Source organism: Salmonella sp. 32070601201500089SM (genome assembly GCF_017573605.1).
Classification (GTDB): domain Bacteria; phylum Pseudomonadota; class Gammaproteobacteria; order Enterobacterales; family Enterobacteriaceae; genus Salmonella; species Salmonella enterica.
Window position 1 is genome coordinate 34,791 of sequence record NZ_JAGETK010000005.1, and the last position, 23,662, is coordinate 58,452.

Consider the following 23,662-nt stretch of genomic DNA (forward strand, 5'->3'; position numbering starts at 1 on the left):
AGACGTTATGGAAAACAAACGCACACTGGTCGTCGCGCTGGGCGGCAATGCGCTGCTCAAACGCGGCGAACCGCTGGAGGCTGATATTCAGCGTAAAAATATCGAACTGGCGGCCAGAACCATCGCCCAGCTTACGCGGCAATGGCGCGTGGTGTTAGTGCACGGCAACGGCCCACAGGTAGGACTGCTGGCGCTACAAAATAGCGCCTACGCTAACGTTACGCCCTACCCGCTCGATATTCTCGGTGCGGAAAGCCAGGGCATGATTGGCTACATGCTGCAACAGGCGCTGAAGAATCATCTGCCGGAGCGTGAAATCAGCGTCCTGCTCACCCAGGTCGAAGTCGATGCCAACGACCCGGCATTCCTCAATCCAACCAAATATATCGGACCGATTTACGACGAAGCGCAAGCCCGTGCGTTACAGGCAGAAAAGGGCTGGGTATTCAAAGCCGACGGTAACGCCTTCCGCCGCGTTGTGCCCTCCCCGCAGCCGAAACGCATTGTGGAAAACGATGCCATCCGCGCGCTGATTAGCCGCGATCACCTGGTTATCTGTAACGGCGGCGGCGGCGTGCCGGTCGTGGAAAAAGCCGATGGCTACCACGGTATCGAGGCGGTGATCGACAAAGATCTGTCCGCCGCCCTGCTTGCCAGCCAAATTCACGCCGACGCGCTGCTCATTCTGACCGATGCCGACGCGGTGTATCTCGACTGGGGCAAGCCCACCCAACGCCCGCTGGCGCAGGTTACGCCGGAGCTGCTTCGTGAAATGCAGTTCGACGCCGGTTCGATGGGCCCGAAAGTGACCGCCTGCGCTGAGTTTGTCAGCCATTGCCGCGGCATTGCCGGAATCGGCTCGCTGGCGGATGGGCAAGCCATTCTCGCGGGCGAGAAAGGTACTTTGATTCGGTGTGAAACCGCCGACGTTGACGCATAAGGCTTTTTACCGGATGGCGGCTTCCGCCTTATTCGGCCTACAGAGCGCGCATAACCGTGGGCCGGATAAGCGCAGCGCCATCAGGCAATTCATTTTAACAAGGATATTGTAATGGTTATTTCACTGAAAAATCGTAACTTTTTGAAGCTGCTTGACTACACCCCGGCGGAAATCCAACACCTCATCGATCTGGCTATTGAGCTGAAAGCCGCAAAAAAAGCCGGATGCGAAAAGCAAACACTGATCGGCAAAAACATCGCGCTGATTTTTGAAAAAACCTCTACCCGCACCCGATGCGCGTTTGAAGTCGCCGCGTTCGACCAGGGCGCGCAGGTGACTTATCTCGGCCCAAGCGGCTCGCAGATCGGCCATAAAGAGTCCATGAAAGATACTGCTCGCGTCCTGGGGCGGATGTATGACGGCATCGAATATCGCGGTTTTGGTCAACACATTGTGGAAGAACTAGGGGAATACGCGGGCGTTCCCGTCTGGAACGGCCTGACCGATGAATTTCACCCCACACAGATCCTGGCCGATCTGATGACCATGCTGGAACACGCGCCGGGTAAAACGCTGCCGGAACTGAGCTTCGCCTACCTGGGCGACGCGCGCAACAACATGGGCAACTCGCTGATGGTGGGCGCGGCGAAGATGGGCATGGATATCCGCCTGATAGCGCCAAAGTCCTTCTGGCCTGATGCCGCGCTGGTCGCGCAGTGCCGGGAAATCGCCAGCGTTACCGGCGCTCGTATCACCTTAACGGAGAGCGTTGAAGATGGCGTTCACGGTGTGGATTTCCTCTATACCGACGTCTGGGTCTCGATGGGAGAGCCCAAAGAAGCCTGGGCGGAGCGCGTCAGTCTGATGACGCCATATCAGGTCAACCAGCAGGTGGTAAACGCTACCGGTAATCCTGATGTGAAGTTTATGCACTGCCTGCCCGCCTTCCATAACGAGCACACCAAAGTGGGACGCGAAATCGAAATGGCTTACGGCCTGAAAGGACTGGAGGTCACGGAAGAGGTGTTCGAGTCCGCAGGCTCGATAGTCTTCGATGAAGCGGAAAACCGGATGCACACCATCAAAGCAGTCATGGTGGCGACGCTCGGCGACTAATCCCACAGGATATGCGCCCTCGCGGCGCATATCCGTGATATCAGGAGAGAACATCATGGGTAAATTTAAATTTCCCACCGCTTATACCATCCTGTTTATTCTTATTGCCCTGGTCGCGGTGATGACCTGGATTGTGCCGGCGGGAAAATACCAAATGGCGATGAACGCCACGCTGGGAAAAGAGGTGCCGGTGGCGGGAACGTATGCCCCTGTGGACGCGCATCCGCAAGGGATTACCGCTGTTTTACTGGCGCCGATTGACGGCCTCTATAACCACGAAACCTACACCGCTGGCGCCATTGACGTCGCGCTGTTTGTCTTGATTATCGGCGGCTTTCTGGGAGTGGTGAATAAAACGGGGGCGATTGATGCCGGTATTGAACGGGTAACAGCCAAACTCAACGGCAAAGATGAGTGGATGATCCCCATTCTGATGGCGCTGTTCGCCGCAGGCGGCACTATCTATGGCATGGCGGAGGAGTCGTTGCCCTTCTACACGCTGCTGGTGCCGGTTATGATGGCGGCCCGCTTCGATCCGTTAGTGGCCGCGGCAACCGTACTGCTCGGCGCGGGGATAGGCACGCTCGGTTCGACCATTAACCCTTTCGCCACGGTCATTGCCGCCAACGCCGCCGGCATCCCTTTTACTCAGGGAATGCTGATGCGCGTACTGCTGTTAATTGTCGGCTACGTACTGTGCGTGTTTTGGGTAATGCGCTATGCGCGCAAAGTCCGCGCCCATCCTGAGCTTTCTATCGTGGCGGATAAAATGGCGGAAAATCGCGCCCATTTTCTCGGCAATCGCGCCAATACTCTGCTGGACTTTACGGCTACCCGGAAATGGGTGCTGCTGATCTTCGCCGCCTCTTTCGCGGTGATGATTTACGGCGTGGCGGTTCTCGGCTGGTGGATGGCGGAAATCTCCGGCGTTTTTCTGGCGGCGGCGATTATCGTTGGCGTGATAACGCGGATGGGTGAGGAAGCGTTCACCAGTACCTTTATTGACGGCGCGCGGGATTTGCTCGGCGTGGCGCTAATTATTGGTATCGCGCGCGGCATTGTGGTGGTCATGGATAACGGTATGATTACCCACACCATTTTGCACAGCGCGGAAAGTCTGGTTTCCGGCCTCTCTACCACTATTTTCATAAACGTAACCTACTGGCTGGAAGTATTGCTCTCCTTCCTGGTGCCCTCCTCTTCCGGTCTTGCCGTATTGACAATGCCCATTATGGCGCCGTTAGCGGATTTTGCCCACGTACAGCGGGATTTGGTCGTAACCGCCTACCAGTCGGCCTCCGGGATTGTGAATCTGGTTACTCCCACCTCCGCCGTGGTCATGGGCGGTCTGGCAATCGCGCGGGTTCCCTATGTCCGCTATCTGAAATGGGTCGCGCCGCTGTTGCTGATCCTGACATTGCTGAATATGGCGGTACTGAGCATCGGAGCGATGATGTAACGAGCCAGATGGCGACGCGTCTTATCCGACAGGACTGATAAGCACAGCGCCATCAGGCACGCCGTCACCTTTTTTGATCGGCTTCTCATTTTCCTGCAAAACCGCCCGATTGATCCGCAATCGATGTGACAAATGTGATGAATTTCGCCAGTCCGTTGATATTAATAATAAAGATAAGGTGCATTTATGAAGGAATACGATGATTACTCCGCCAAAGAACAACAGCAACTGGCGGTTTGTCAGCGCCTGATTAGTGAAAAAAGTTACCTGTCCCAGGAGGAGATTCGCCGCGATTTACAAAATGAGGGATTTGAAGGTATCAGCCAGTCTACGGTTTCGCGCCTGCTCAAGCTGCTGGGCGCAATAAAAATCAGAAATACGAAGGGACAAAAGATTTATTCCGTAAATCCCCAGCGGCGACCTTCGCCGGATGCCGGACGTTCAATAGCCGAAATGGTCGTGAGCGTTGAACATAATAGCGAATTTATCCTTATCCATACGGCGGCAGGTTATGGTCGCGCCGTCGCGAGAATTCTGGATTACCACGCATTGCCGGAAATTCTCGGCGTCGTTGCCGGTAGCAGTATTGTCTGGGTCGCACCGCGGGTCGTTCAGCGTACGGCGCTGGTACACAAACAAATTAATTATTTGCTTAAAATGAATTTAAATTCATAAGAACCGTTTGCGATGAGTAAATCATGCATTAATTCGCTTGATCCCAAAACAGAGCTGAGTATAATCGCGGACAATTTGCCGGGAGGAAGCATGGTTCAGTGTGTACGACATTCTGTCTTACCGCGTCTGGAAAAAGACGCAGGCCTGCCGTTTTTCTTTCCGTTGAAAACCAATACCAAGCCCCTCAATTGAGGGGCTTTTTTTTGCCCAGGCGTCAGGAGATAAACATGGCTAACCCGCTATATCAAAAACATATCATTTCCATAAACGACCTCAGCCGCGACGATCTTAATCTGGTACTGGCGACGGCGGCGAAATTAAAAGCCAACCCGCAGCCGGAGCTTTTGAAACATAAAGTGATCGCCAGCTGCTTTTTCGAAGCCTCCACGCGTACCCGCCTGTCGTTTGAAACTTCAATGCATCGCCTGGGCGCCAGCGTAGTGGGCTTCTCCGACAGCGCCAACACGTCGCTGGGGAAAAAAGGAGAAACGTTAGCCGACACGATCTCAGTGATTAGCACTTACGTGGACGCGATTGTGATGCGCCATCCGCAAGAAGGCGCGGCACGTCTGGCGACGGAGTTTTCCGGTCAGGTGCCGGTGCTCAATGCGGGCGACGGTTCGAACCAGCATCCGACACAGACCCTGTTGGATCTGTTCACCATCCAGGAAACGCAGGGCCGTCTGGATAACCTGCATATCGCGATGGTCGGCGATCTGAAATATGGCCGCACCGTGCATTCGCTAACCCAGGCGCTGGCGAAATTTAGCGGCAACCGTTTTTATTTTATCGCGCCGGACGCGCTGGCGATGCCGCAGTACATTCTGGATATGCTTGATGAAAAAGGGATGGCCTGGAGCCTGCATGGTTCTATTGAAGAGGTCATGGCCGACGTCGACATCCTCTATATGACTCGCGTACAGAAAGAGCGTCTCGACCCGTCGGAGTACGCCAATGTGAAGGCGCAGTTTGTTCTGCGCGCCAGCGACCTGAACGGCGCGCGTGAAAATATGAAAGTGCTGCACCCGCTGCCGCGGATTGATGAAATCACCACGGATGTGGATAAAACGCCACACGCCTGGTACTTCCAACAGGCGGGCAACGGTATTTTCGCTCGCCAGGCGTTACTGGCGTTGGTACTGAATAGCGAACTGAGTCTGTAAGGGAGAAAAGCGATGACACACGATAACAAACTGCAGGTTGAAGCCATTAAATGCGGCACCGTGATTGACCATATCCCTGCGCAGGTAGGCTTTAAACTGCTGAGTCTGTTTAAATTGACCGAGACCGATCAGCGAATCACTATCGGTCTGAATCTCCCGTCTGGCGAGATGGGGCGTAAAGACTTAATCAAAATAGAAAACACCTTTCTCACCGATGAGCAGGTTAACCAACTTGCTCTGTACGCGCCGCAGGCCACCGTTAACCGCATCGACAACTACGACGTAGTCGGGAAATCACGCCCCAGCCTGCCAGAGCGTATTAATAATGTGCTGGTTTGCCCGAACAGCAACTGCATCAGCCACGCGGAACCGGTATCCTCCAGCTTTGCAGTGAAAAAACGCGCCAATGATATCGCCCTCAAATGCAAATACTGTGAAAAAGAGTTTTCGCATAATGTGGTGCTGGCCAACTAATGGGGGTTGGTTATGAGATCCCGGCTCCCTATAATGAGCGGGGACATTCTATTACCGCTGTAATTCAGGAGAAATCATGAGCAAAACTATTGCGACGGAAAATGCACCAGCAGCAATCGGCCCTTACGTACAGGGCGTAGACCTGGGTAGCATGGTAATCACTTCCGGTCAGATCCCGGTCGATCCGAAAACCGGTGCCGTAGCGGAAGACGTATCCGCTCAGGCACGTCAGTCGCTGGAAAACGTTAAAGCTATCGTGGAAGCCGCTGGCCTGAAAGTAGGCGACATTGTGAAAACGACCGTATTCGTGAAAGACCTGAACGATTTCGCGACCGTCAACGCCACCTACGAAGCCTTCTTCACCGAGCACAACGCCACCTTCCCGGCGCGTTCCTGCGTGGAAGTTGCCCGCCTGCCGAAAGACGTGAAAATTGAGATTGAAGCGATCGCTGTTCGTCGCTAAGCGCCGGACGTCATCCCCGCCGGGCGGCGCAAGTTTGCCCGGTTCGGGGTACCAACAGCCATGGAGAGGCGGCAATGGTAAGAGCGCGTTTTACCGAGGAGCAAATCGCCGATTTTCTGCAACAGTCTAAAAACGGCGTGCCGAATAAGGCGTTATGCGAAGAATATGGATTTAGCAACAGCACGCTCCGTCGCTGGCAGGAGAAACATGCTGAAAGCATACGCCAGGAATTAAAACAGATAGAATCTACCGCGAAGATAGTCTTTTTATGCTTCATTGTCGCAGCCATATTGCTTACCCTTATGTTTCCTAAACCCACTGCCGCCTTAGCGATTCCTCCTTACTTAGTTTATTGCATTAGCTATATTCGCCGCTTTCGTCGCATATCCGCAAAACATATCCGGCGGTGGGACATCTCCTCCTCTCGTTCTGGCTCGGGAGCAGAGAATGTATTTTACAAACTTAGCTGGACATTTCTCTTTTTTATTCCTGCATATAGCATTCTACAGCTGCTTGAATAAGCCCTGAAATTTAAATATAAAGCCGATCGCGTAAAACTTGTCGAGCTTTACGGGCATCTGGCCTGGTTAGCGATATCGGGGATTAAGCACGCTGGCGAATCCCCGACGAAAGTGTTTACTGCCAGCCATAACGTCTGCTGTAAAACCCTTTCACCAACTGGGTTAACGTCATATAGCCCGCCAGAATAGCAATCAGCCACGGGAAATAGCTTAACGGCAGCGCCTGCAACTGCAGGTAAGACGCCAGGGGCGAAAACGGCAACGAAACTCCCACCACCATCACCAACAATGTCATCGCCATCAGCGGCCAGGCGGCGCGACTTTGAATAAACGGCAGACGACGGGTACGGATCATATGCACAATCAGCGTTTGCGACAGTAATCCCACCACAAACCAGCCGGACTGGAACAAAGTTTGCGTTTCTGGCGTATTCGCATGAAATACCCACCACATCAGACAAAAGGTCAAAATGTCGAAAATCGAGCTGATCGGACCGAAAAAGACCATAAAGCGCCCCAAATCCGCCGGATTCCAGCGCTGCGGCTTTTGAATTTGTTCTTCATCGACATTATCAAACGGAATCGCCACCTGGGATACATCGTACAGTAGGTTTTGAATCAGCAAGTGCAGCGGCAGCATTGGCAGGAACGGCAAAAAGGCGCTCGCTACCAGCACGCTAAACACGTTACCGAAATTTGAGCTGGCCGTCATCTTGATATATTTCAACATATTAGAAAAAGTACGACGACCTTCAATGACGCCTTCTTCCAGCACCATCAGGCTCTTTTCCAGCAGAATAATATCGGCGGCTTCACGGGCGATGTCCACCGCGCCATCTACCGAGATACCAATATCCGCCGCCCGCAACGCCGGGGCATCATTAATCCCGTCGCCCATAAAACCGACCACATGCCCCTCGCGTTTGAGCAAAGTGACGATGCGCTCTTTATGCATCGGCGTCAGACGCGCAAACAACGTCGTACGGGCGGCCAGCGCCGCCAGCGCGTCGTCGCTTAACCCTTCAATATCACTGCCAATAACGACATCACCCGCATCCAGCCCAACCTCATGGCAAACTTTCGCCGCTACCAGCTCGCTGTCGCCGGTGAGAATTTTCACCGTAATTCCGCTCGCCTTCAGCGCTTTCAGCGCCGGCGCGGTGGTCTCTTTCGGCGGATCGAGAAAAGCAATATACCCTTCCAGGATCAGGTCAGATTCATCGATACGCTGGTAATCGCCCTCACGTGCAGGCAAGTATTTGGTCGCGACGGCGACCACGCGTAGCCCCTGACGGTTCAGCGTGTCGGTAACGCGTTTCACCCGGCGCAGCATATTGTCGTCCAGCGGCACAATATCGCCGTTGTGGCGCACCTGAGTACACACGTTCAGGATCTCCTGTAACGCGCCTTTGCAGACCAGTTGATGCACGCTCGAATCTTCGGCCACCACCACCACCACCGACATCCGGCGACGCTCAAAATCAAACGGAATCTCATCGATTTTCTGCCAGCGTCCGGAGAGCTGACGCGCGGCGGTTTCGTCTACTCCCTCCAGGACTGCCGTATCCAGTAAATTTTTTAGACCGGTCTGATAATGGCTGTTCAGCCAGGCGCAATGCAGTACATGCTCGCTGGGCTTACCAGAGATATCCGTATGATTCTCCAGCACAATTTTATCCTGCGTCAGTGTGCCGGTTTTATCGGTGCACAGAATATCCATCGCGCCGAAGTTCTGAATCGCATCAAGGTGCTTCACGATAACTTTCTGTTTCGAGAGCTTCACCGCCCCGCGCGCGAGGGTGGAGGTGACGATCATCGGCAACATTTCCGGGGTGAGTCCTACCGCGACCGAGAGCGCAAATAACGCCGCTTCCCACCAGTCACCTTTCGTGTAACCATTAATAATCAGTACTACCGGCGCCATGACCAGCATAAAACGGATCAGCAACATACTGACGCGGCTAATTCCTTTCTGGAAAGCGTTCTGCTCGTTATCTTGCTCCGACACGCGCCCCGCCAATTGACCAAACCAGGTGTCGGCGCCGGTCGCCATCACCACGGCCTGCGCCGTTCCGCTCACGACGTTCGTCCCCATAAAGCACAGCGTGTCGCACTCAAGCGGGTTATTTTGCCGGGGCTCACGCGTCGCGGCGACTTTCTCGACTGGCAGAGATTCGCCGGTCAGCGACGCCTGGGCGACAAACAGATCGCGCGCCTGGATAATCCGTAAATCCGCCGGGATCATATCCCCCGCCGCCAGCTTAATAATATCGCCGGGCACCAGTTGATCGATGGGCAATTCCAGCCAGGCGTTTTCGCCATTTTCATTAATAACCCGCAGTACGGTAGCGGTATTGCTCACCATCGCTTTTAGCGCGTCCGCCGCTTTTGTCGAGCGCGCTTCCTGCACAAAATTCAGCAGCGTTGAGATACCGACCATCAGGGCGATAACGCCTGCGGCAAACAGATCCTCCGTGGCATAAGAAATGCCGCCAAGAATCGTGAGTAAGATGTTGAAAGGATTGCGATAACATACCCACAGATGCACCCACCACGGCGAGGGTTTCTGTGCCGGAAGGCGGTTTTCGCCATGCTTTTCACGCGCGCGCGTCACCTCGGCAGCGTTTAATCCCTCCGGGTGCGTATCAAAAACGCGCCAGAGAGTCTCCTGCTCCATTGCCGCGACTTTCAGACAGCGCTCGCTCAGCGAAGGCGGGATAGTCGCATTTACCGCGGTCTGCGCGCCGGGCAGCGGATCGCGGTGAACCAGACGATAAGGCAAATGACGATTAAGCCGGGCAAAAAGCTGGCGGGTAATGGTTTTTAGCATAGGTAATCCCTCCGCGCCGAAGTCAGGCGCAGAAAATTCTTCAGGCACGGCAAAGCCTTGCCCGATGAGCAATGTTTAAATAAAAACAGGGACGTTATCGTGTCACTGTCTTACACACCGGTAAGACAGCAGAGGCAGGCTTACCGGAAAAGGAAAATTCTCCATCGCGGGAGAGGGGTGGGTTCAGGGTCCATGTCGCCTCCGGTAAGTAAATAATTCGCGCCGCGGATTATACGCATAAATCCATAAGTTTTGTGGCAATTATGGCGGTATCATACCGTTACGTAATTAAACCAACGATAAACCAGACTTTGCCCATTGCCCTTCGCTTGAGTAAAGTTACTCTTTTTATCACCATCAGCGTCACGCCACGGGAAAACAGGATGCAAAACCGGCTCACTATCAAAGACATCGCCCGCCTGAGCGGCGTAGGGAAATCAACCGTTTCCCGCGTGCTTAACAATGAAAGCGGCGTAAGCGAACGTACCCGCGAGCGTGTCGAAGCGGTGATGAATCAACACGGTTTCTCTCCGTCCCGCTCCGCCCGCGCGATGCGAGGACAAAGCGATAAAGTGGTCGCTATTATCGTCACTCGCCTTGATTCGTTGTCTGAAAACCTCGCGGTTCAGACCATGCTGCCTGCGTTTTACGAACAGGGCTACGACCCTATTATGATGGAAAGTCAGTTCTCGCCGACGCTGGTAATGGAACATCTGGGCATGCTCAGACGACGTAACATTGATGGCGTGGTGCTGTTTGGCTTTACCGGCATCACAGAAGAGTTGATCGCCCCTTGGAAAGCCTCGCTGGTGCTGCTGGCAAGAGATGCGCAAGGTTTTGCCTCCGTCTGTTACGACGACGAGGGCGCGATTCATATCCTTATGCAGCGGCTGTATGAGCAAGGACACCGCAACATTAGCTTTCTGGGCGTTCCCCATAGCGATATTACCACCGGCAAACGTCGGCATGACGCATACCTGGCGTTTTGCAAAAAACATAAACTTCATCCCGTCGCCGCCCTGCCCGGTCTTGCCATGAAGCAGGGTTATGAGCATACGGCAAGCGTCATCATGCCGGATACCACCGCGTTAGTCTGCGCTACCGATACGCTGGCGTTGGGCGCCAGCAAGTATTTACAGGAGCAACGTATTGAAACGCTGCAACTGGCAAGCGTCGGGAACACGCCGCTGATAAAATTCCTGCACCCGGAGATCGTCACTGTCGATCCTGGCTATGCTGAAGCCGGACGGCAGGCGGCTTCGCAGCTGATCGAACAGATCAATGGCCGCTGCGATCCGCGCCGGATCGTCATTCCTTCTACCCTCGCCTGAGTGACTGATTAAACGAAATACCACGAGTAATTTGTGATCGTCGCTGCGTTTCGGGAACGTTCCCATTTTTAAACCAACGTTGAAGAGATACTCTTGCGCCAACCCATAACATACCTCCTCTGCCATGAGGCTTTACGATGAGCAAAGTAAAACAAGCCGATATCGACCGGCTGATTGACCTGGTCGGCGGGCGCGACAACATCGCCACGGTGAGCCACTGCATTACTCGCCTGCGCTTTGTGCTCCACCAGCCCGCGAACGCCAGGCCAAAAGAGATCGAACAATTACCGATGGTTAAAGGCTGTTTCACCAACGCCGGGCAGTTTCAGGTGGTGATTGGCACCGACGTTGGCGATTACTATAACGCGCTGCTGGAGACCACCGGCAAAGCGTATGCTGATAAAGAGCAGGCCAAAAAAGCCGCTCGCCAGAACATGAAGTGGCATGAGCAGTTAATTTCCCACTTTGCGGAGATCTTCTTTCCGCTACTACCGGCGTTGATCAGCGGCGGTTTGATCTTAGGCTTTCGTAACGTGATCGGTGATGTGCCGATGAGCAACGGCCAAACGCTGGCGCAGATGCATCCGGCGCTAAAAACGCTTTATGATTTTTTATGGTTGATCGGCGAAGCGATCTTTTTCTATCTGCCGGTGGGGATCTGCTGGTCGGCGGTGAAAAAAATGGGCGGCACGCCGATTCTTGGTATCGTGCTCGGCGTGACGCTGGTGTCGCCGCAGTTGATGAATGCGTATCTGCTGGGCCAGCAAACGCCGGACGTCTGGAACTTCGGCTTATTTAGCATTGAGAAAGTGGGCTACCAGGCGCAGGTTATCCCGGCGCTACTGGCAGGGCTGGCGCTTGGATTTATTGAAACGCGGTTGAAACGCATCGTGCCGGATTATCTCTACCTGGTCGTCGTCCCGGTGTGTTCGTTGATACTGGCCGTCTTTCTCGCCCACACCTTTATCGGCCCCTTTGGTCGTATGATCGGCGACGGCGTGGCCTTTGCGGTACGTTATCTGATGACCGGCAGTTTCGCCCCGATAGGCGCGGCGCTGTTCGGCTTCCTGTATGCCCCGTTGGTCATTACCGGCGTCCACCAGACAACGCTCGCTATCGATATGCAGATGATCCAGAGCATGGGCGGTACGCCAGTCTGGCCGCTGATTGCGCTGTCGAATATCGCGCAGGCCTCCGCCGTGGTGGGCATCATCATCTCCAGCCGTAAACACAATGAACGCGAGATCTCCGTTCCTGCCGCCATTTCCGCTTACCTTGGGGTAACCGAACCGGCGATGTACGGTATCAACCTGAAGTATCGTTTTCCGATGCTGTGCGCGATGATCGGCTCTGGTCTGGCGGGACTGCTCTGCGGTCTGAACGGCGTCATCGCCAACGGTATCGGCGTGGGCGGCCTGCCGGGCATCCTGTCTATACCGCCGCGCTACTGGCAGGTGTACGGCATGGCGATGGTTATCGCGATCGTTATCCCGGTGATTCTGACCACCTTTATCTATCAGCGTAAGCATCGTCAGGGCACATTACAAATTGTCTAATTCTTCTTCGGGGCGCAGCTGCGTCCCGACGCACTTGCAGGAAACAACAATGACTATTCCCCTCTGGTGGCAAAACGGCGTTATTTATCAGATCTACCCGAAAAGTTTTCAGGACACGACCGGCAGCGGCACCGGCGATTTACGCGGCGTCACGCAGCGCCTTGACTATCTACAGCGACTCGGCGTAGATGCCATCTGGCTCACGCCGTTTTATATCTCGCCGCAGGTGGATAACGGTTATGACGTCGCAAATTATACGGCTATCGACCCGACCTACGGCACGCTGGATGATTTTGACGAGCTGGTCGCGCAGGCGAAAGCACGCGGTATTCGTATCATCCTGGATATGGTGTTTAACCATACTTCTACCCAGCACGCCTGGTTTCGCGAAGCGCTGAACAAAGAGAGTCCATACCGTCAGTTTTATATCTGGCGCGATGGCACGCCGGATGTCTGCCCGAATAACTGGCAATCCAAATTTGGCGGCAGCGCCTGGCGCTGGCATAGCCAGAGCGAACAATATTATTTACACCTTTTCGCGCCTGAACAGGCCGACCTGAACTGGGAAAACCCCGCCGTGCGCGCCGAGCTGAAAAAGGTCTGCGAATTCTGGGCCGATCGCGGCGTGGATGGCCTGCGTCTGGACGTGGTGAACCTGATCGCCAAAGATCAGGATTTTCCTGACGATCCGACGGGCGACGGACGCCGCTTTTATACCGACGGACCGCGCGCGCATACGTTTTTACGCGAAATGAACCGTGACGTTTTTACGCCGCGTAATCTGATGACGGTAGGCGAAATGTCCTCTACCACGCTGGAAAACTGCCAGCAATATGCCGCGCTTAGCGGCGACGAACTCTCGATGACCTTCAATTTTCATCATCTGAAGGTGGATTACCCCAATGGCGAAAAGTGGACGCTGGCAAAACCTGATTATGTGGCGCTGAAAGCGTTGTTCCGCCACTGGCAACAGGGGATGCATAACGTCGCCTGGAACGCGTTATTCTGGTGTAATCACGATCAGCCGCGCATCGTTTCCCGCTTTGGCGACGAGGGGGAATACCGGATTCCAGCCGCGAAAATGTTGGCGATGGCGCTGCACGGTATGCAAGGGACGCCTTATATCTATCAGGGCGAAGAAATCGGCATGACCAACCCACACTTTACCCGCATCACCGATTATCGCGACGTGGAAAGCCATAACATGTTTGCCGCGCTACGCGCCGCCGGACGCGACCCCGACGAACTACTGGCTATCCTGGCCAGTAAATCCCGCGACAACAGCCGCACGCCGATGCAGTGGGACAACGGTAAAAACGCCGGTTTCACCCAGGGCGAGCCGTGGATAAGCCTGTGCGATAACTATACGGAGGTTAATGTCGCGGCGGCATTACGCGATGAAAACTCGGTGTTTTACACCTATCAAAAGCTGATTGCGCTACGTAAAACCCAGCCTGTACTGATCTGGGGCGATTATCAGGATCTCCTCCCGGATAGCCCATCAGTATGGTGTTATCGCCGCCAGTGGCAGGGGCAAATCCTGCTGGTTGTCGCCAATCTGAGTAACCAGTGTCAGGAGTGGCATCCACCGCATATCAAAGGACAGTGGCAGGCGCTACTGCACAATTATGGCGAGGTCACCAGCCAGCCAGCCGCGATGACGCTCCGCCCATTTGAAGCCATCTGGTGGTTACAACGCTAACGCGACGTCCTTATACGGATAAACGCCACAAACCTATTGACACGGGCTGTGGCGTTGCTCCAGGTTACTGTCTGTTTTTGTTGAATAATTAATCAGATTTTTCTTGCTATCTTTTACAAACGCTACAGCGCCCGCCATCTGTACGCTCTGATTTTTACCTTGTTCTACATCAATAAAATTGCAAACATCCTTGATGCAAATCACTACATATAGACTTTAAAATGCACGCCGACCCAATATGTTGTATTAATTGACTACAATTGCTACAACATCCGTTCACTCGACACAAGGTGAATTGTGGATAACCTGGGTCAGGATTGCGGGAAGTCGTTGGAAAAGAGATGAATAAACCTGTTATGGCTTCCCCGGCCTCTGTGGATAACCTGTTCTTACAAATATGGAGTGATCATGACACCGCATGTGATGAAACGAGATGGCTGTAAAGTGCCATTCAAATCAGAGCGCATTAAGGAAGCCATTCTACGTGCAGCTAAAGCAGCGGGAGTCGATGACGCAGATTACTGTGCCACCGTCGCAGAAGTCGTTAGCAGCCAAATGAACGCACGCAGTCAGGTGGATATTAACGAGATCCAAACTGCGGTTGAAAACCAACTGATGTCCGGCCCGTACAAACAGCTTGCCCGCGCCTACATCGAATACCGTCACGATCGCGACATTCAGCGTGAAAAGCGTGGTCGTCTGAACCAGGAAATTCGCGGCCTGGTAGAGCAAACTAACTCCGCGTTGCTCAATGAAAACGCCAACAAAGACAGTAAAGTCATTCCCACCCAGCGCGATTTGCTGGCCGGGATTGTCGCCAAACACTATGCCCGCCAGCACCTGTTGCCGCGTGACGTAGTACAAGCGCATGAGCGCGGCGATATCCACTATCACGATCTCGACTATTCGCCGTTCTTCCCGATGTTCAACTGTATGTTGATCGACCTGAAAGGCATGTTGACCCAGGGCTTTAAGATGGGTAACGCCGAGATCGAACCGCCGAAATCAATCTCTACCGCCACTGCCGTTACCGCGCAGATTATCGCTCAGGTCGCCAGCCATATTTATGGCGGCACCACCATTAACCGTATCGACGAAGTGCTGGCGCCGTTTGTCACCGAAAGCTACAACAAGCACCGCAAAACCGCCGATGAGTGGCAGATCCCGGATGCCGAAGGGTATGCGCGTTCTCGCACCGAAAAAGAGTGCTACGACGCCTTCCAGTCGCTGGAATACGAAGTTAACACGCTGCACACCGCTAACGGCCAGACGCCTTTCGTGACCTTTGGTTTTGGCCTCGGCACCAGTTGGGAGTCGCGTCTGATCCAGGCGTCTATTTTGCGTAACCGTATCGCCGGTCTGGGTAAAAATCGCAAAACCGCCGTGTTCCCGAAACTGGTCTTCGCTATCCGCGATGGTTTGAACCACAAGTTTGGCGATCCGAACTACGACATTAAACAACTGGCGCTGGAGTGCGCGAGCAAGCGCATGTATCCGGACATCCTCAACTACGATCAGGTGGTCAAAGTCACCGGTTCGTTCAAAACGCCAATGGGCTGCCGCAGCTTCCTCGGCGTGTGGGAGAACGAAAACGGCGAGCAGCTCCACGACGGGCGTAACAACCTGGGCGTGATTAGCCTTAACCTGCCGCGCATCGCGCTGGAAGCAAAAGGCGACGAAACCGCATTCTGGAAACTGCTGGATGAACGTCTGGCGCTGGCGCGGAAGGCGCTGATGACCCGTATCGCCCGCCTTGAAGGCGTGAAAGCCCGCGTCGCGCCTATCCTGTATATGGAAGGCGCCTGCGGCGTGCGGCTGAAAGCGGACGACGACGTGTCTGAAATCTTTAAAAATGGTCGTGCGTCCATCTCTCTGGGCTACATTGGTATCCATGAAACCATTAACGCGCTGTTCGGCGGCGAACACCTGTACGACAGCGAGCAACTTCGCGCTAAAGGCATCGCGGTTGTGGAGCGTCTGCGCCAGGCCGTGGATCAGTGGAAAAACGAGACCGGCTACGGCTTTAGCCTGTACAGCACGCCAAGTGAAAACCTCTGTGACCGCTTCTGCCGTCTGGATACCGCCGAGTTCGGCGTGGTGCCGGGCGTAACCGATAAAGGTTACTACACCAACAGCTTCCACCTCGACGTGGAGAAGAAGGTCAACCCGTACGACAAAATCGATTTCGAAGCGCCGTATCCGCCGCTGGCGAACGGGGGTTTCATTTGCTACGGCGAATACCCGAACATTCAGCACAACCTGAAAGCGCTGGAAGATGTCTGGGATTACAGCTATCAGCATGTACCGTATTACGGCACCAACACGCCGATCGATGAATGCTACGAGTGCGGCTTTACCGGGGAGTTCGAATGTACCAGTAAAGGTTTCACCTGCCCGAAATGCGGCAACCACGATGCCGCGCGCGTCTCGGTCACCCGCCGCGTGTGCGGTTATTTAGGCAGCCCGGACGCACGCCCGTTTAACGCCGGTAAGCAGGAAGAAGTGAAGCGCCGCGTGAAGCATTTAGGCAACGGGCAGATAGGTTAATCCTCCGTTTGCAATGCGTAAATGCCGGATGGCGGTGTAAACACCTTATCCGGCCTACAACCGCTGGCTATAGTTCCAATTTCATGAGTTTCCTCTAAGCAGTTGGTGTTGTAGCAAGGCGGCAAACGAACGAATCCCAGGGAGCTTACATAAGTAAGTGACCTGGGTAAGTGAGAGCGGCCAACGCCGCTACAGCGCCAAATGCAACGAGGAAACATGAACTTTCACCAATACTACCCCGTAGACATCGTTAACGGCCCCGGCACCCGCTGCACCCTGTTTGTGTCAGGGTGCGTGCACGAATGCCCTGGCTGCTATAACAAAAGCACCTGGCGGCTCAATTCCGGCCAGCCGTTTACCAAAGAGATGGAAGATAAGATCATTGCCGATCTGAACGACACGCGCATTCACCGTCAGGGGATCTCGCTGTCGGGCGGCGATCCGCTGCATCCGCAAAACGTACCGGATATACTGGCACTGGTACAACGCATCCACGCGGAGTGCCCGGGGAAAGATATCTGGGTGTGGACCGGCTACAAGCTCGATGAACTCAACGCCGCACAGATGCAGGTGGTCAATCTCATCAACGTGCTGGTCGATGGCAAATTTGTGCAGGATCTGAAAGACCCGGCGCTTATCTGGCGCGGTAGCAGCAACCAGGTAGTGCATCATTTGCGTTGATCGCTAAAGCCGTTTGTTTGCATCGTGATAGACGGCTGAATGTTCTCGCTTGCCGACCGCAACAACAAACACAATCACAACGTCATCCCGAACCTGGTACACCAGACGATAACCGGACGATTTAAGCTTAATTTTATAGCAGTCAGGAAGACCGTTTAAACGGGCAGAGTCGATTCTGGGGTTCAATAGCACATCAGCCAACTTTTTCTTAAGCTGAGCCTTCACCGTATCGCCCAGCTTATGCCACTCTTTTAAGGCCCTCGGGTCGAATTCCAGTTCATAAGTCATCCAGACTAACCTTGATTCCCTTTTGCGGACTAGACAGCCTCTCCCGAACTGTCTGAATCAGTGCATCTTCACTGTCGCTAAGAGTGACGGTTTTCACTGGCATGCGCCCCGTTTCCGCGACGTACTGGAACAGTAATCGCACGGCTTCCGTTGGAGTAATGTTCAGTTTTTCCAGCACGGCATAAGCCTCATTTTTGAGTTTGTCATCCAGACGGACGTTCAGCGTGGCCATTATGCCTCCAGGAGAATCGAATGTGTAATGCAGTTTAGCATTACATTCGCATTACATCGAATTCTGGATAACGCCTCTCAAAAACGACTCACGCACTCCATCGCGACCGTTTTAAATTGCGTAAAATTCTGACATGCGCAGAGGCGCGTCATGGCGCGTTCGCGCAGGAAAGTGACGAAAATATCGTAGATGGCCATCGCCTCTTCATATTCACTTTTGCTGATGGCGAGTAAAAAAATAACGTGCGCCGTTTCATCACCCCAGGCAATCCCCTGTGGCGCGAGCACCGTATAAACCACCGTTTTCTTCGCCAGCAGCCCCAGCGCGTGTGGCAAGGCAATCCCGTCGCCTAATAACGTACTGACGATAGCTTCACGTTCAATAACCGAATCGAGAAACGCCGCATCAACAAAGCCTTCCTCATGCAACTGATCGCACAGCGTTTTAAACAGCGTCTGTTGATCTATTTCCCCTTCCACAATGCGAAAATGCGAGGCATCGAAATATTTATCCAGCATCCACGGACGGGTTCTGTCCACCAGCACCAGCTTACCGATCTGCTCCAATTGATAGTCGGTAGGAAAGGGCGCGATCATGATGACCGGCTTATCTTTTTCGCCGATCCGCGCTGTGGAAATCACAAAATCCTCCACAATACTGTCCCGCGCCTCATAGTCGCGTAGCGTCAGAGTGCGGGCAATCTCAATCTGCGGGTATTTCCGCGCCAGTACCGCTTCAATCATCCGCACCATCGCATTACCAGCATCGCACACCAGCAGTACCTGTGGCTGCCGCTGGTAGCCAATGTTGTAACTACGTTCCAGCCCAACGCCAATATGCAGCACCAGAAAACCGATTTCGTTTTCGCTAATGGTATACGGCGTGTATTTCCCCCAACTCGATATCGCCGCCAACGTCATATCCCACGCCATCGGATAGTGCTGCTTAATATTTTCCAGTAGTGGGTTGGGGATCATGATCTGGTAGCGCACGCGGGTGATCATCGTTTTGATGTGGGTCAGCAAGTCCGCGTGAAGCTGCTTATCATTCAACAGGTTATAGTTGTACTGGGTATTAATAAAATTGAGGATATAGCGCACCAGCGCCTCTTCATCATCGGCATTAATGGCGCTGGGGGCAATCTCCTGTACCTGGCGGGCGGTAATATGCACCTTCAGCCAGCTTACTTCCGGCTCCGACAGCGGCTTGTCGGCAAGCTGTTGTAGTAGCTCCGCAATCTCATGCGCCGCATGGCGCACTTTTTCATCGACCTCCTCTGCCACGCATTCCGATAACGGATACCCCTCGCGAATACGCCGTACCGCCACCGCGCAGTACAAACGCAGAAACAGCTCGCCCTCATCGGTCAGGCGGATTTGACAATGAGAGAAAATATCCGGCAAAAGAGACTGCAGCCGTTGAGACACCTCGGTGTTCAGCGTGGTACTAACGATTAACGGATGGGAGGGCTCCTGCTGCGCCAGCGTCCATAAAAGGTCGGTCAGACAGGCGCGAATCGCCATCTCTCCGCCAAACAATTTCATGCCATGACGCGGACGCGTTTCCAGCGTCAGATGATAACGCAGCAAATGCTCGCGTACGTCCGCCATATCGTTCTGCAACGTCGCACGGCTGACAAACCATTCATCTGCTAAATCCTCCAGCTTCAGCGAGAAGGCGGAGGTTAAAAAACGCGCCAGCAAATAGTGTATCCGCTCCTGGCTGGTGCGCGGACCGCGCGCCAGCGTGGGAGATTGCTGCGTTTGCAGGGATTGATAACGTGCCGGATCATCAATTTTGAGCTGATACCCGTTGCCGCGGCTGAGAGTAAATTGCGCGCCATGCGGCGTCAGCAACATGTTCAGCGCGGCGATATCCGCCCGAACGGTACGCGTGGAGACCGACAACCGCTGCGCCAGTTCGTCCTGCGGCAGCGTCTCGTTTTGCAGCATCGCAAATAGCTGCGCTAAACGTTGGTTGGGGAATCGCACGTATCTCTCCTCATGATTAGCCGACACGCGACCGGACGATAGCAAGTAACTGACGCACATCGTCCGCACGAGTGTTGCCGCTCACCTTATCAATAATCGAACTATAAATGTGAGGAATGATTTTGCTTACACCTGCATCAAGGGCGATGTGCAGAATCTCGGCGAAGTTTTCCAGATCGATGCCGCCCGTCGGTTCCAGCCAGAAATCATGACGGGCGCAGGCCTCAGCCACCGCTTTATACTCGTCGCGACAGGTGAGCCCTCCCATCGGAAAGTATTTAATGGAGCTGCCGCCCATGTCTTTGAGTAGCGCAATCGCCGTTTCTATGGGTACGATGCCGTCCGGCGCGCGGCTGCTTAGCGGGCCGGTGGAAATTTTCACCAGCCCCGGCGTGCCGGTCGGCGAGACAAGACCGTTCACCACCGTCTCGTTTTGCCCCAGCAGCGCCCGGCTGGCCCCTACGCCGGTAAACACCTGGTTGACATGCTGCGGCTGTACCTGACGCGAGATTTCGCTCACCATCGCCGACTGGTTAGGATCGCCTGCCCCCAGTCCGACGGAGAGCGCATTGTCGATAAGCGCCGCATATTCACGCATATCCGCGACTGCGCTTGCCACATCCGGATAGTTTTTGGAGAGCACGCCAACCAGCACATGACCTTCCGCCGCCGCGTAGATTTCCCGGGCGTTATCTTTCGAACCGGCCAGTACGTTCAGGCAAACGCGATCGCGGTAAAAGTTAGGGGTCAGTTTCATGCTTGTTTCTCCTGATTAATCACCTCGCCAATACGACGCGCCACAATCGCTAACTGCGCGCGATCGACGCTGCGGACATCCGCTTCAATAATCCCTTCGTTGGCTTTGTATCCGCGAAAGTAAATCGCGTATTCCCCTTGCTTCAGCGCGTCGACCAGTTCGCCTGTGGCGATGCCGGTAACGGCTTCATCAAACTTAATTTCCGTGCGCGCGATATCGCGTCCGGCGCTGTCCCACACTACGCGGGCGCTGACGCCGTTAAACGTGTTCAACGTGTCGATAAAGGGCGCCATTTTTTCTACCATCTCCGCGCCGCTCTCTTTTTGCGCCCGCAGGTAGAGTTCAATGGCGCAGGTCAGGCCAACAATTCCCTCCTTGCCCACCTTCATCGCCCGGCCAATGCCCGCTGACTGACGTTTTACCCACTCAACATACTGCGTTTTGCCAATCACCAGCCCGCTGGTCGGCCCTTCAATCGCTTTTGCGCCGCTATAGATAACGAGATCTGCGCCCACGTGGTAGTAGCACTGCAAATCTTCTTCCGCCGCCGCGTCCACAATCAGCGGGAGATTATGCGTGCGCGCCACCACCGCAGCCTGCTCCACGCTGAGCATACTTTTCTGCACGCAGTGGTGAGATTTGATATACAGAATAGCCGCCGTGCGCGGCGTAATGGCCGCCGCCAACTGCGCGGCGGAACATTCGTTGGCGTAACCGGCTTCCACCAGTTTGCCGCCGCCCAGCGCCACCATCGTTCCCACCGGCGCGCCAAAGTTGACGTTGTGGCCCTTTGGCAGGACGATTTCGTTATTTTCAATCGGTGTAACGTGCAGGTTTTCCAGCAGCCAGTCGCTGTCCTGAACCAGTACCGCGGCAACCGACTGGGCAAGACCCGCACTGGCGCAGGAGACTACCGTCGCCCCTTCCACCTCCAGCAATTTCGCAATGTACTCGCCGGTTTTATTCACCAGATCTTTCATCTCGAAATACTGATTCATTCCGGCCATCGCCGCGTCTATCACTTCCGGGCGCGGCGTAGAGACGCCGAGCGCCGTCATACGTCCGGAGGCGTTAATCACCTGTTTTAATTGATACTTCTCAAAAATCGAAGGCATGTTCCGCGCTCCCTTGTTCGGTCATATAGCCCTTGCCTGCGCGTATCGCGGCAAGCGGCGTCAGCAATTCTTCAGCCTGTAAGCTGTCGTTTTCCGCGTCTACCAACACGGTGGGCTGGCGTTTAAGCATAAAGAGGGTCAGGTCGGCATCCAGACCAGGCTGAAGACGCCCTTTGGTTTTCAGATTCAGGCTATCGGCGGCATTGGCCGTCACGCACGCAATGACCTGCGGCAGCGACATGCCGATGGCGAGGAATTTCGACATCACATTAGCCAGCGAATGCACCGGGCCATTGATGCGGTTACGGCAGTAGATATCGGAACTGATGGTATGCGGTAAAATCCCCAGGCTAATAGCGCGTTTCGCCACTGCAAAGCTCAGGCTGGCGGTACCATGTCCAACGTCCAGACGCACGCCGCGCGCCAGCGCTCGTGTCACCGAGGCGCGCAGCTCGCCTTCCGGCGTCAGGATACGGTTCGGCTTACCGTTGTAACAGTGGGTAATGATATCGCCCGCCGTCAGACGCTCCGCGATTTCGTCCAGATCCGGTGGGTTATTGCCAATATGTACCATCAGTGGCAGGTTGCCGTTTTCTTGCTGCATGGCTTTAGCGCGTTCCAGCGGCGTGATGCCGTTAACGCCTACCACGCTGCTGCTCATCCGCGCCTTGAGGCCGACGATAAAATCCGGGTGGCGTTTTACCGCCTGCCGGACCGCATCGGCGTCAATATTGGCCATGTTAGCCAGCTCGTTTTGGGCAATAAGCCCAACGCGTGAAACATTCAGCAGCGCATAAACGTCGGTGGTCGCCTGACGCGTCAGAGCATAGAAATCATCAATGTCGTCTGCGCCAGTGCTCCCGGCATCCACCACTGTGGTAACGCCAGTGGCAATACCCACGCTGTCCGGTTCGTCGTGATAAATCGGTGATGTCGGGTAGCAGTGAACGTGAGAATCAATCCAACCCGCACTAACGTAACACTCGCCGCGCAGGTCAATGGTTTTCAGCGCCGGACCATCAACGTCACCCAACGCCGCGATTTTGCCATCTTGCAGGGCAATATTAGTCAGCGTGTCATCGACCAGACGCGCATGGCGCAGGAGTAAATCAAACATCGTTCTCTCCTTTGCCGGATGGCGGCGCAACCGCCTTATCCGGCCTACAAATCAACAGTTAGCTAATCGCAATCGGGAAGATGGAACCGAGGATCATCGCGCCTAAAATCGCGCCGCCGGTAATCGGCTTCTGCCAGATATAAAACAGCAGCGCGCCCACCAGAGAGCCCAGACCAATGGGAATCGATGCCGTCATGGCGCTGAGGATAATCAACGGCCCCAGAAAACGACCTGAAGTGTTACCGGCCCCCATCATGACGTCCGCTCCGTACGTGGAGTCGCTCTGATTGATGGTGAACTTACGCGCCAGAATAATGATGTAGCCAATCGCCAGGCCAATCACCAGACCGGTTATCAGCGAAGCGATAAAGTTCGCCACCGGGAAGACAAAGCCAGCCCCCAGCAGTAACGCCGGAACCCCTAAGCCCACGCCAGTCTGAATTGCCCCGCCGATATCCAGAATTCCGACCAGCGAACCTTCGATAATGCGGGCAAATAAAAAGCTGGCGCCGAAAGCGGCGACCGCGCCGTAGACGCCGGTATCCATCCCCGCTTTCAACATCGCCACAAAAGCGACTTCGTTAAATGCGCCGATGCCGTACAGATAGTACATATGCGTCCCGGCGAAAACGCCGGAGGAGAGCAGGCCAACAAAGATCGGGAACGACCAGTCGGCATACCAAAAACCTTTATTCTCTTCCATT

General features: G+C 54.5%; 23 protein-coding genes and 1 pseudogene. 14 read left to right on the forward strand and 10 right to left on the reverse strand.

From position 1 onward, the window contains the following. Positions 1–7 precede the first annotated feature (7 nt). The 4 genes from arcC (at position 8) to J4728_RS09960 (ending at position 4,190) form a co-directional block, all read left to right on the forward strand. Positions 8–940 (forward strand): carbamate kinase, encoded by a 933-nt coding sequence (gene arcC / locus J4728_RS09945; RefSeq protein ID WP_000428751.1) that lies wholly within the window; start codon positions 8–10, stop codon positions 938–940. A 111-nt stretch (positions 941–1,051) separates the two neighbouring features. Further along, a complete protein-coding gene (gene argF, locus J4728_RS09950) occupies positions 1,052–2,056 on the forward strand; it encodes an ornithine carbamoyltransferase (RefSeq protein WP_000237031.1) in 1,005 nt (334 codons plus the stop codon). 55 nt (positions 2,057–2,111) lie between these two features. Further along, positions 2,112–3,515 carry a YfcC family protein gene (locus tag J4728_RS09955; protein ID WP_208211690.1) on the forward strand — a complete coding sequence of 468 codons (1,404 nt, stop codon included), beginning with the start codon at positions 2,112–2,114 and terminating at the stop codon, positions 3,513–3,515. 186 nt (positions 3,516–3,701) lie between these two features. Then, positions 3,702–4,190 carry an arginine repressor gene (locus tag J4728_RS09960; RefSeq protein WP_000666051.1) on the forward strand — a complete coding sequence of 163 codons (489 nt, stop codon included), beginning with the start codon at positions 3,702–3,704 and terminating at the stop codon, positions 4,188–4,190. Here the strand turns inward: J4728_RS09960 and J4728_RS09965 are convergent. Continuing rightward, positions 4,160–4,301 (reverse strand): annotated as a pseudogene (locus tag J4728_RS09965) (hypothetical protein). The gene J4728_RS09960 and the pseudogene J4728_RS09965 sit on opposite strands and share 31 nt — an antisense overlap. Here J4728_RS09965 and pyrL point away from each other — a divergent pair. The 5 genes from pyrL to J4728_RS09990 all read left to right on the forward strand — a co-directional run bounded on the left by pyrL (position 4,281) and on the right by J4728_RS09990 (position 6,811). After that, complete coding sequence (gene pyrL, locus J4728_RS09970) at positions 4,281–4,382, forward strand: pyr operon leader peptide (RefSeq protein WP_208211691.1); 102 nt, start codon at positions 4,281–4,283, stop codon at positions 4,380–4,382. The pseudogene J4728_RS09965 and the gene pyrL sit on opposite strands and share 21 nt — an antisense overlap. A gap of 35 nt (positions 4,383–4,417) precedes the next feature. After that, positions 4,418–5,353 (forward strand): aspartate carbamoyltransferase, encoded by a 936-nt coding sequence (pyrB, locus tag J4728_RS09975; RefSeq protein WP_000013055.1) that lies wholly within the window; start codon positions 4,418–4,420, stop codon positions 5,351–5,353. A 12-nt stretch (positions 5,354–5,365) separates the two neighbouring features. Continuing rightward, the gene (pyrI, locus tag J4728_RS09980; protein ID WP_000148566.1) at positions 5,366–5,827 is read left to right on the forward strand and encodes an aspartate carbamoyltransferase regulatory subunit; all 462 of its coding nucleotides are present in this window, start codon (positions 5,366–5,368) and stop codon (positions 5,825–5,827) included. Positions 5,828–5,903: 76 nt separating this feature from the next. Beyond that, positions 5,904–6,290: a 2-iminobutanoate/2-iminopropanoate deaminase gene (gene ridA, locus J4728_RS09985; protein ID WP_000047544.1), complete on the forward strand. Its 387-nt coding sequence runs from the start codon at positions 5,904–5,906 to the stop codon at positions 6,288–6,290. Positions 6,291–6,364: 74 nt separating this feature from the next. Further along, positions 6,365–6,811, forward strand: a complete 447-nt coding sequence (locus J4728_RS09990; protein ID WP_000251086.1) for a transposase — start codon at positions 6,365–6,367, stop codon at positions 6,809–6,811. Positions 6,812–6,926: 115 nt separating this feature from the next. Here J4728_RS09990 and mgtA read toward each other — a convergent pair whose 3' ends face one another. Both mgtA and mgtL read right to left on the reverse strand, forming a co-directional pair. Continuing rightward, positions 6,927–9,641, reverse strand: coding sequence for a magnesium-translocating P-type ATPase (gene mgtA, locus J4728_RS09995; protein WP_208211692.1), 2,715 nt, complete (start codon positions 9,639–9,641; stop codon positions 6,927–6,929). A 140-nt stretch (positions 9,642–9,781) separates the two neighbouring features. Continuing rightward, positions 9,782–9,880 (reverse strand): mgtA regulatory leader peptide MgtL, encoded by a 99-nt coding sequence (gene mgtL / locus J4728_RS24295; RefSeq protein ID WP_105789234.1) that lies wholly within the window; start codon positions 9,878–9,880, stop codon positions 9,782–9,784. A gap of 144 nt (positions 9,881–10,024) precedes the next feature. Here mgtL and treR point away from each other — a divergent pair, with 144 nt between their 5' ends. The 5 genes from treR to nrdG all read left to right on the forward strand — a co-directional run bounded on the left by treR (position 10,025) and on the right by nrdG (position 17,458). Further along, the gene (gene treR / locus J4728_RS10005; RefSeq protein ID WP_001181297.1) at positions 10,025–10,972 is read left to right on the forward strand and encodes a trehalose operon repressor TreR; all 948 of its coding nucleotides are present in this window, start codon (positions 10,025–10,027) and stop codon (positions 10,970–10,972) included. 137 nt (positions 10,973–11,109) lie between these two features. After that, complete coding sequence (gene treB, locus J4728_RS10010) at positions 11,110–12,528, forward strand: PTS trehalose transporter subunit IIBC (RefSeq protein WP_000048817.1); 1,419 nt, start codon at positions 11,110–11,112, stop codon at positions 12,526–12,528. Between the two features lie 49 nt (positions 12,529–12,577). After that, positions 12,578–14,230, forward strand: coding sequence for an alpha,alpha-phosphotrehalase (gene treC, locus J4728_RS10015; protein WP_208211693.1), 1,653 nt, complete (start codon positions 12,578–12,580; stop codon positions 14,228–14,230). Positions 14,231–14,638: 408 nt separating this feature from the next. After that, positions 14,639–16,777, forward strand: coding sequence for an anaerobic ribonucleoside-triphosphate reductase (gene nrdD, locus J4728_RS10020; protein WP_208211694.1), 2,139 nt, complete (start codon positions 14,639–14,641; stop codon positions 16,775–16,777). Positions 16,778–16,993: 216 nt separating this feature from the next. Next, entirely contained in the window at positions 16,994–17,458 is a 465-nt protein-coding gene (nrdG, locus tag J4728_RS10025) for an anaerobic ribonucleoside-triphosphate reductase-activating protein (protein ID WP_001009174.1), read from the forward strand. A 3-nt stretch (positions 17,459–17,461) separates the two neighbouring features. Here the strand turns inward: nrdG and J4728_RS10030 are convergent, their stop codons facing one another. The 7 genes from J4728_RS10030 to J4728_RS10060 all read right to left on the reverse strand — a co-directional run bounded on the left by J4728_RS10030 (position 17,462) and on the right by J4728_RS10060 (position 23,661). Then, positions 17,462–17,746 (reverse strand): type II toxin-antitoxin system RelE family toxin, encoded by a 285-nt coding sequence (locus J4728_RS10030; RefSeq protein ID WP_000220578.1) that lies wholly within the window; start codon positions 17,744–17,746, stop codon positions 17,462–17,464. After that, positions 17,736–17,978 carry a type II toxin-antitoxin system RelB/DinJ family antitoxin gene (locus J4728_RS10035; RefSeq protein ID WP_000212724.1) on the reverse strand — a complete coding sequence of 81 codons (243 nt, stop codon included), beginning with the start codon at positions 17,976–17,978 and terminating at the stop codon, positions 17,736–17,738. Before J4728_RS10035 ends, J4728_RS10030 begins: the two co-directional genes overlap by 11 nt. Positions 17,979–18,055: 77 nt before the next feature. Next, entirely contained in the window at positions 18,056–19,969 is a 1,914-nt protein-coding gene (locus J4728_RS10040; protein ID WP_208211695.1) for a BglG family transcription antiterminator, read from the reverse strand. A gap of 16 nt (positions 19,970–19,985) precedes the next feature. Continuing rightward, positions 19,986–20,726 carry a 2-dehydro-3-deoxy-phosphogluconate aldolase gene (gene dagF / locus J4728_RS10045; RefSeq protein ID WP_064047084.1) on the reverse strand — a complete coding sequence of 247 codons (741 nt, stop codon included), beginning with the start codon at positions 20,724–20,726 and terminating at the stop codon, positions 19,986–19,988. Then, positions 20,723–21,841, reverse strand: a complete 1,119-nt coding sequence (locus tag J4728_RS10050; protein ID WP_001139171.1) for a DgaE family pyridoxal phosphate-dependent ammonia lyase — start codon at positions 21,839–21,841, stop codon at positions 20,723–20,725. Before J4728_RS10050 ends, dagF begins: the two co-directional genes overlap by 4 nt. Continuing rightward, positions 21,825–22,958 (reverse strand): amidohydrolase/deacetylase family metallohydrolase, encoded by a 1,134-nt coding sequence (locus tag J4728_RS10055; RefSeq protein WP_208211696.1) that lies wholly within the window; start codon positions 22,956–22,958, stop codon positions 21,825–21,827. Before J4728_RS10055 ends, J4728_RS10050 begins: the two co-directional genes overlap by 17 nt. 58 nt (positions 22,959–23,016) lie before the next feature. Continuing rightward, positions 23,017–23,661, reverse strand: a complete 645-nt coding sequence (locus J4728_RS10060; RefSeq protein WP_000392127.1) for a DUF4310 family protein — start codon at positions 23,659–23,661, stop codon at positions 23,017–23,019. Position 23,662: the final 1 nt, after the last annotated feature.

Coding starts and splice junctions, on each gene's coding strand:
- treC (WP_208211693.1), top strand. CDS start 12,578: ATGACTATTCCCCTCTGGTGGCAAAACGGCGTTATTTATCAGATCTAC.
- argF (WP_000237031.1), top strand. CDS start 1,052: ATGGTTATTTCACTGAAAAATCGTAACTTTTTGAAGCTGCTTGACTAC.
- nrdG (WP_001009174.1), top strand. CDS start 16,994: ATGAACTTTCACCAATACTACCCCGTAGACATCGTTAACGGCCCCGGC.
- treB (WP_000048817.1), top strand. CDS start 11,110: ATGAGCAAAGTAAAACAAGCCGATATCGACCGGCTGATTGACCTGGTC.
- dagF (WP_064047084.1), bottom strand. CDS start 20,726: ATGAAACTGACCCCTAACTTTTACCGCGATCGCGTTTGCCTGAACGTA.
- J4728_RS10050 (WP_001139171.1), bottom strand. CDS start 21,841: ATGCCTTCGATTTTTGAGAAGTATCAATTAAAACAGGTGATTAACGCC.
- pyrL (WP_208211691.1), top strand. CDS start 4,281: ATGGTTCAGTGTGTACGACATTCTGTCTTACCGCGTCTGGAAAAAGAC.
- treR (WP_001181297.1), top strand. CDS start 10,025: ATGCAAAACCGGCTCACTATCAAAGACATCGCCCGCCTGAGCGGCGTA.
- J4728_RS10055 (WP_208211696.1), bottom strand. CDS start 22,958: ATGTTTGATTTACTCCTGCGCCATGCGCGTCTGGTCGATGACACGCTG.
- pyrI (WP_000148566.1), top strand. CDS start 5,366: ATGACACACGATAACAAACTGCAGGTTGAAGCCATTAAATGCGGCACC.
- mgtA (WP_208211692.1), bottom strand. CDS start 9,641: ATGCTAAAAACCATTACCCGCCAGCTTTTTGCCCGGCTTAATCGTCAT.
- J4728_RS10035 (WP_000212724.1), bottom strand. CDS start 17,978: ATGGCCACGCTGAACGTCCGTCTGGATGACAAACTCAAAAATGAGGCT.
- J4728_RS09955 (WP_208211690.1), top strand. CDS start 2,112: ATGGGTAAATTTAAATTTCCCACCGCTTATACCATCCTGTTTATTCTT.
- ridA (WP_000047544.1), top strand. CDS start 5,904: ATGAGCAAAACTATTGCGACGGAAAATGCACCAGCAGCAATCGGCCCT.
- mgtL (WP_105789234.1), bottom strand. CDS start 9,880: ATGCGTATAATCCGCGGCGCGAATTATTTACTTACCGGAGGCGACATG.
- J4728_RS10060 (WP_000392127.1), bottom strand. CDS start 23,661: ATGGAAGAGAATAAAGGTTTTTGGTATGCCGACTGGTCGTTCCCGATC.
- arcC (WP_000428751.1), top strand. CDS start 8: ATGGAAAACAAACGCACACTGGTCGTCGCGCTGGGCGGCAATGCGCTG.
- pyrB (WP_000013055.1), top strand. CDS start 4,418: ATGGCTAACCCGCTATATCAAAAACATATCATTTCCATAAACGACCTC.
- J4728_RS09960 (WP_000666051.1), top strand. CDS start 3,702: ATGAAGGAATACGATGATTACTCCGCCAAAGAACAACAGCAACTGGCG.
- J4728_RS10030 (WP_000220578.1), bottom strand. CDS start 17,746: ATGACTTATGAACTGGAATTCGACCCGAGGGCCTTAAAAGAGTGGCAT.
- nrdD (WP_208211694.1), top strand. CDS start 14,639: ATGACACCGCATGTGATGAAACGAGATGGCTGTAAAGTGCCATTCAAA.
- J4728_RS09990 (WP_000251086.1), top strand. CDS start 6,365: ATGGTAAGAGCGCGTTTTACCGAGGAGCAAATCGCCGATTTTCTGCAA.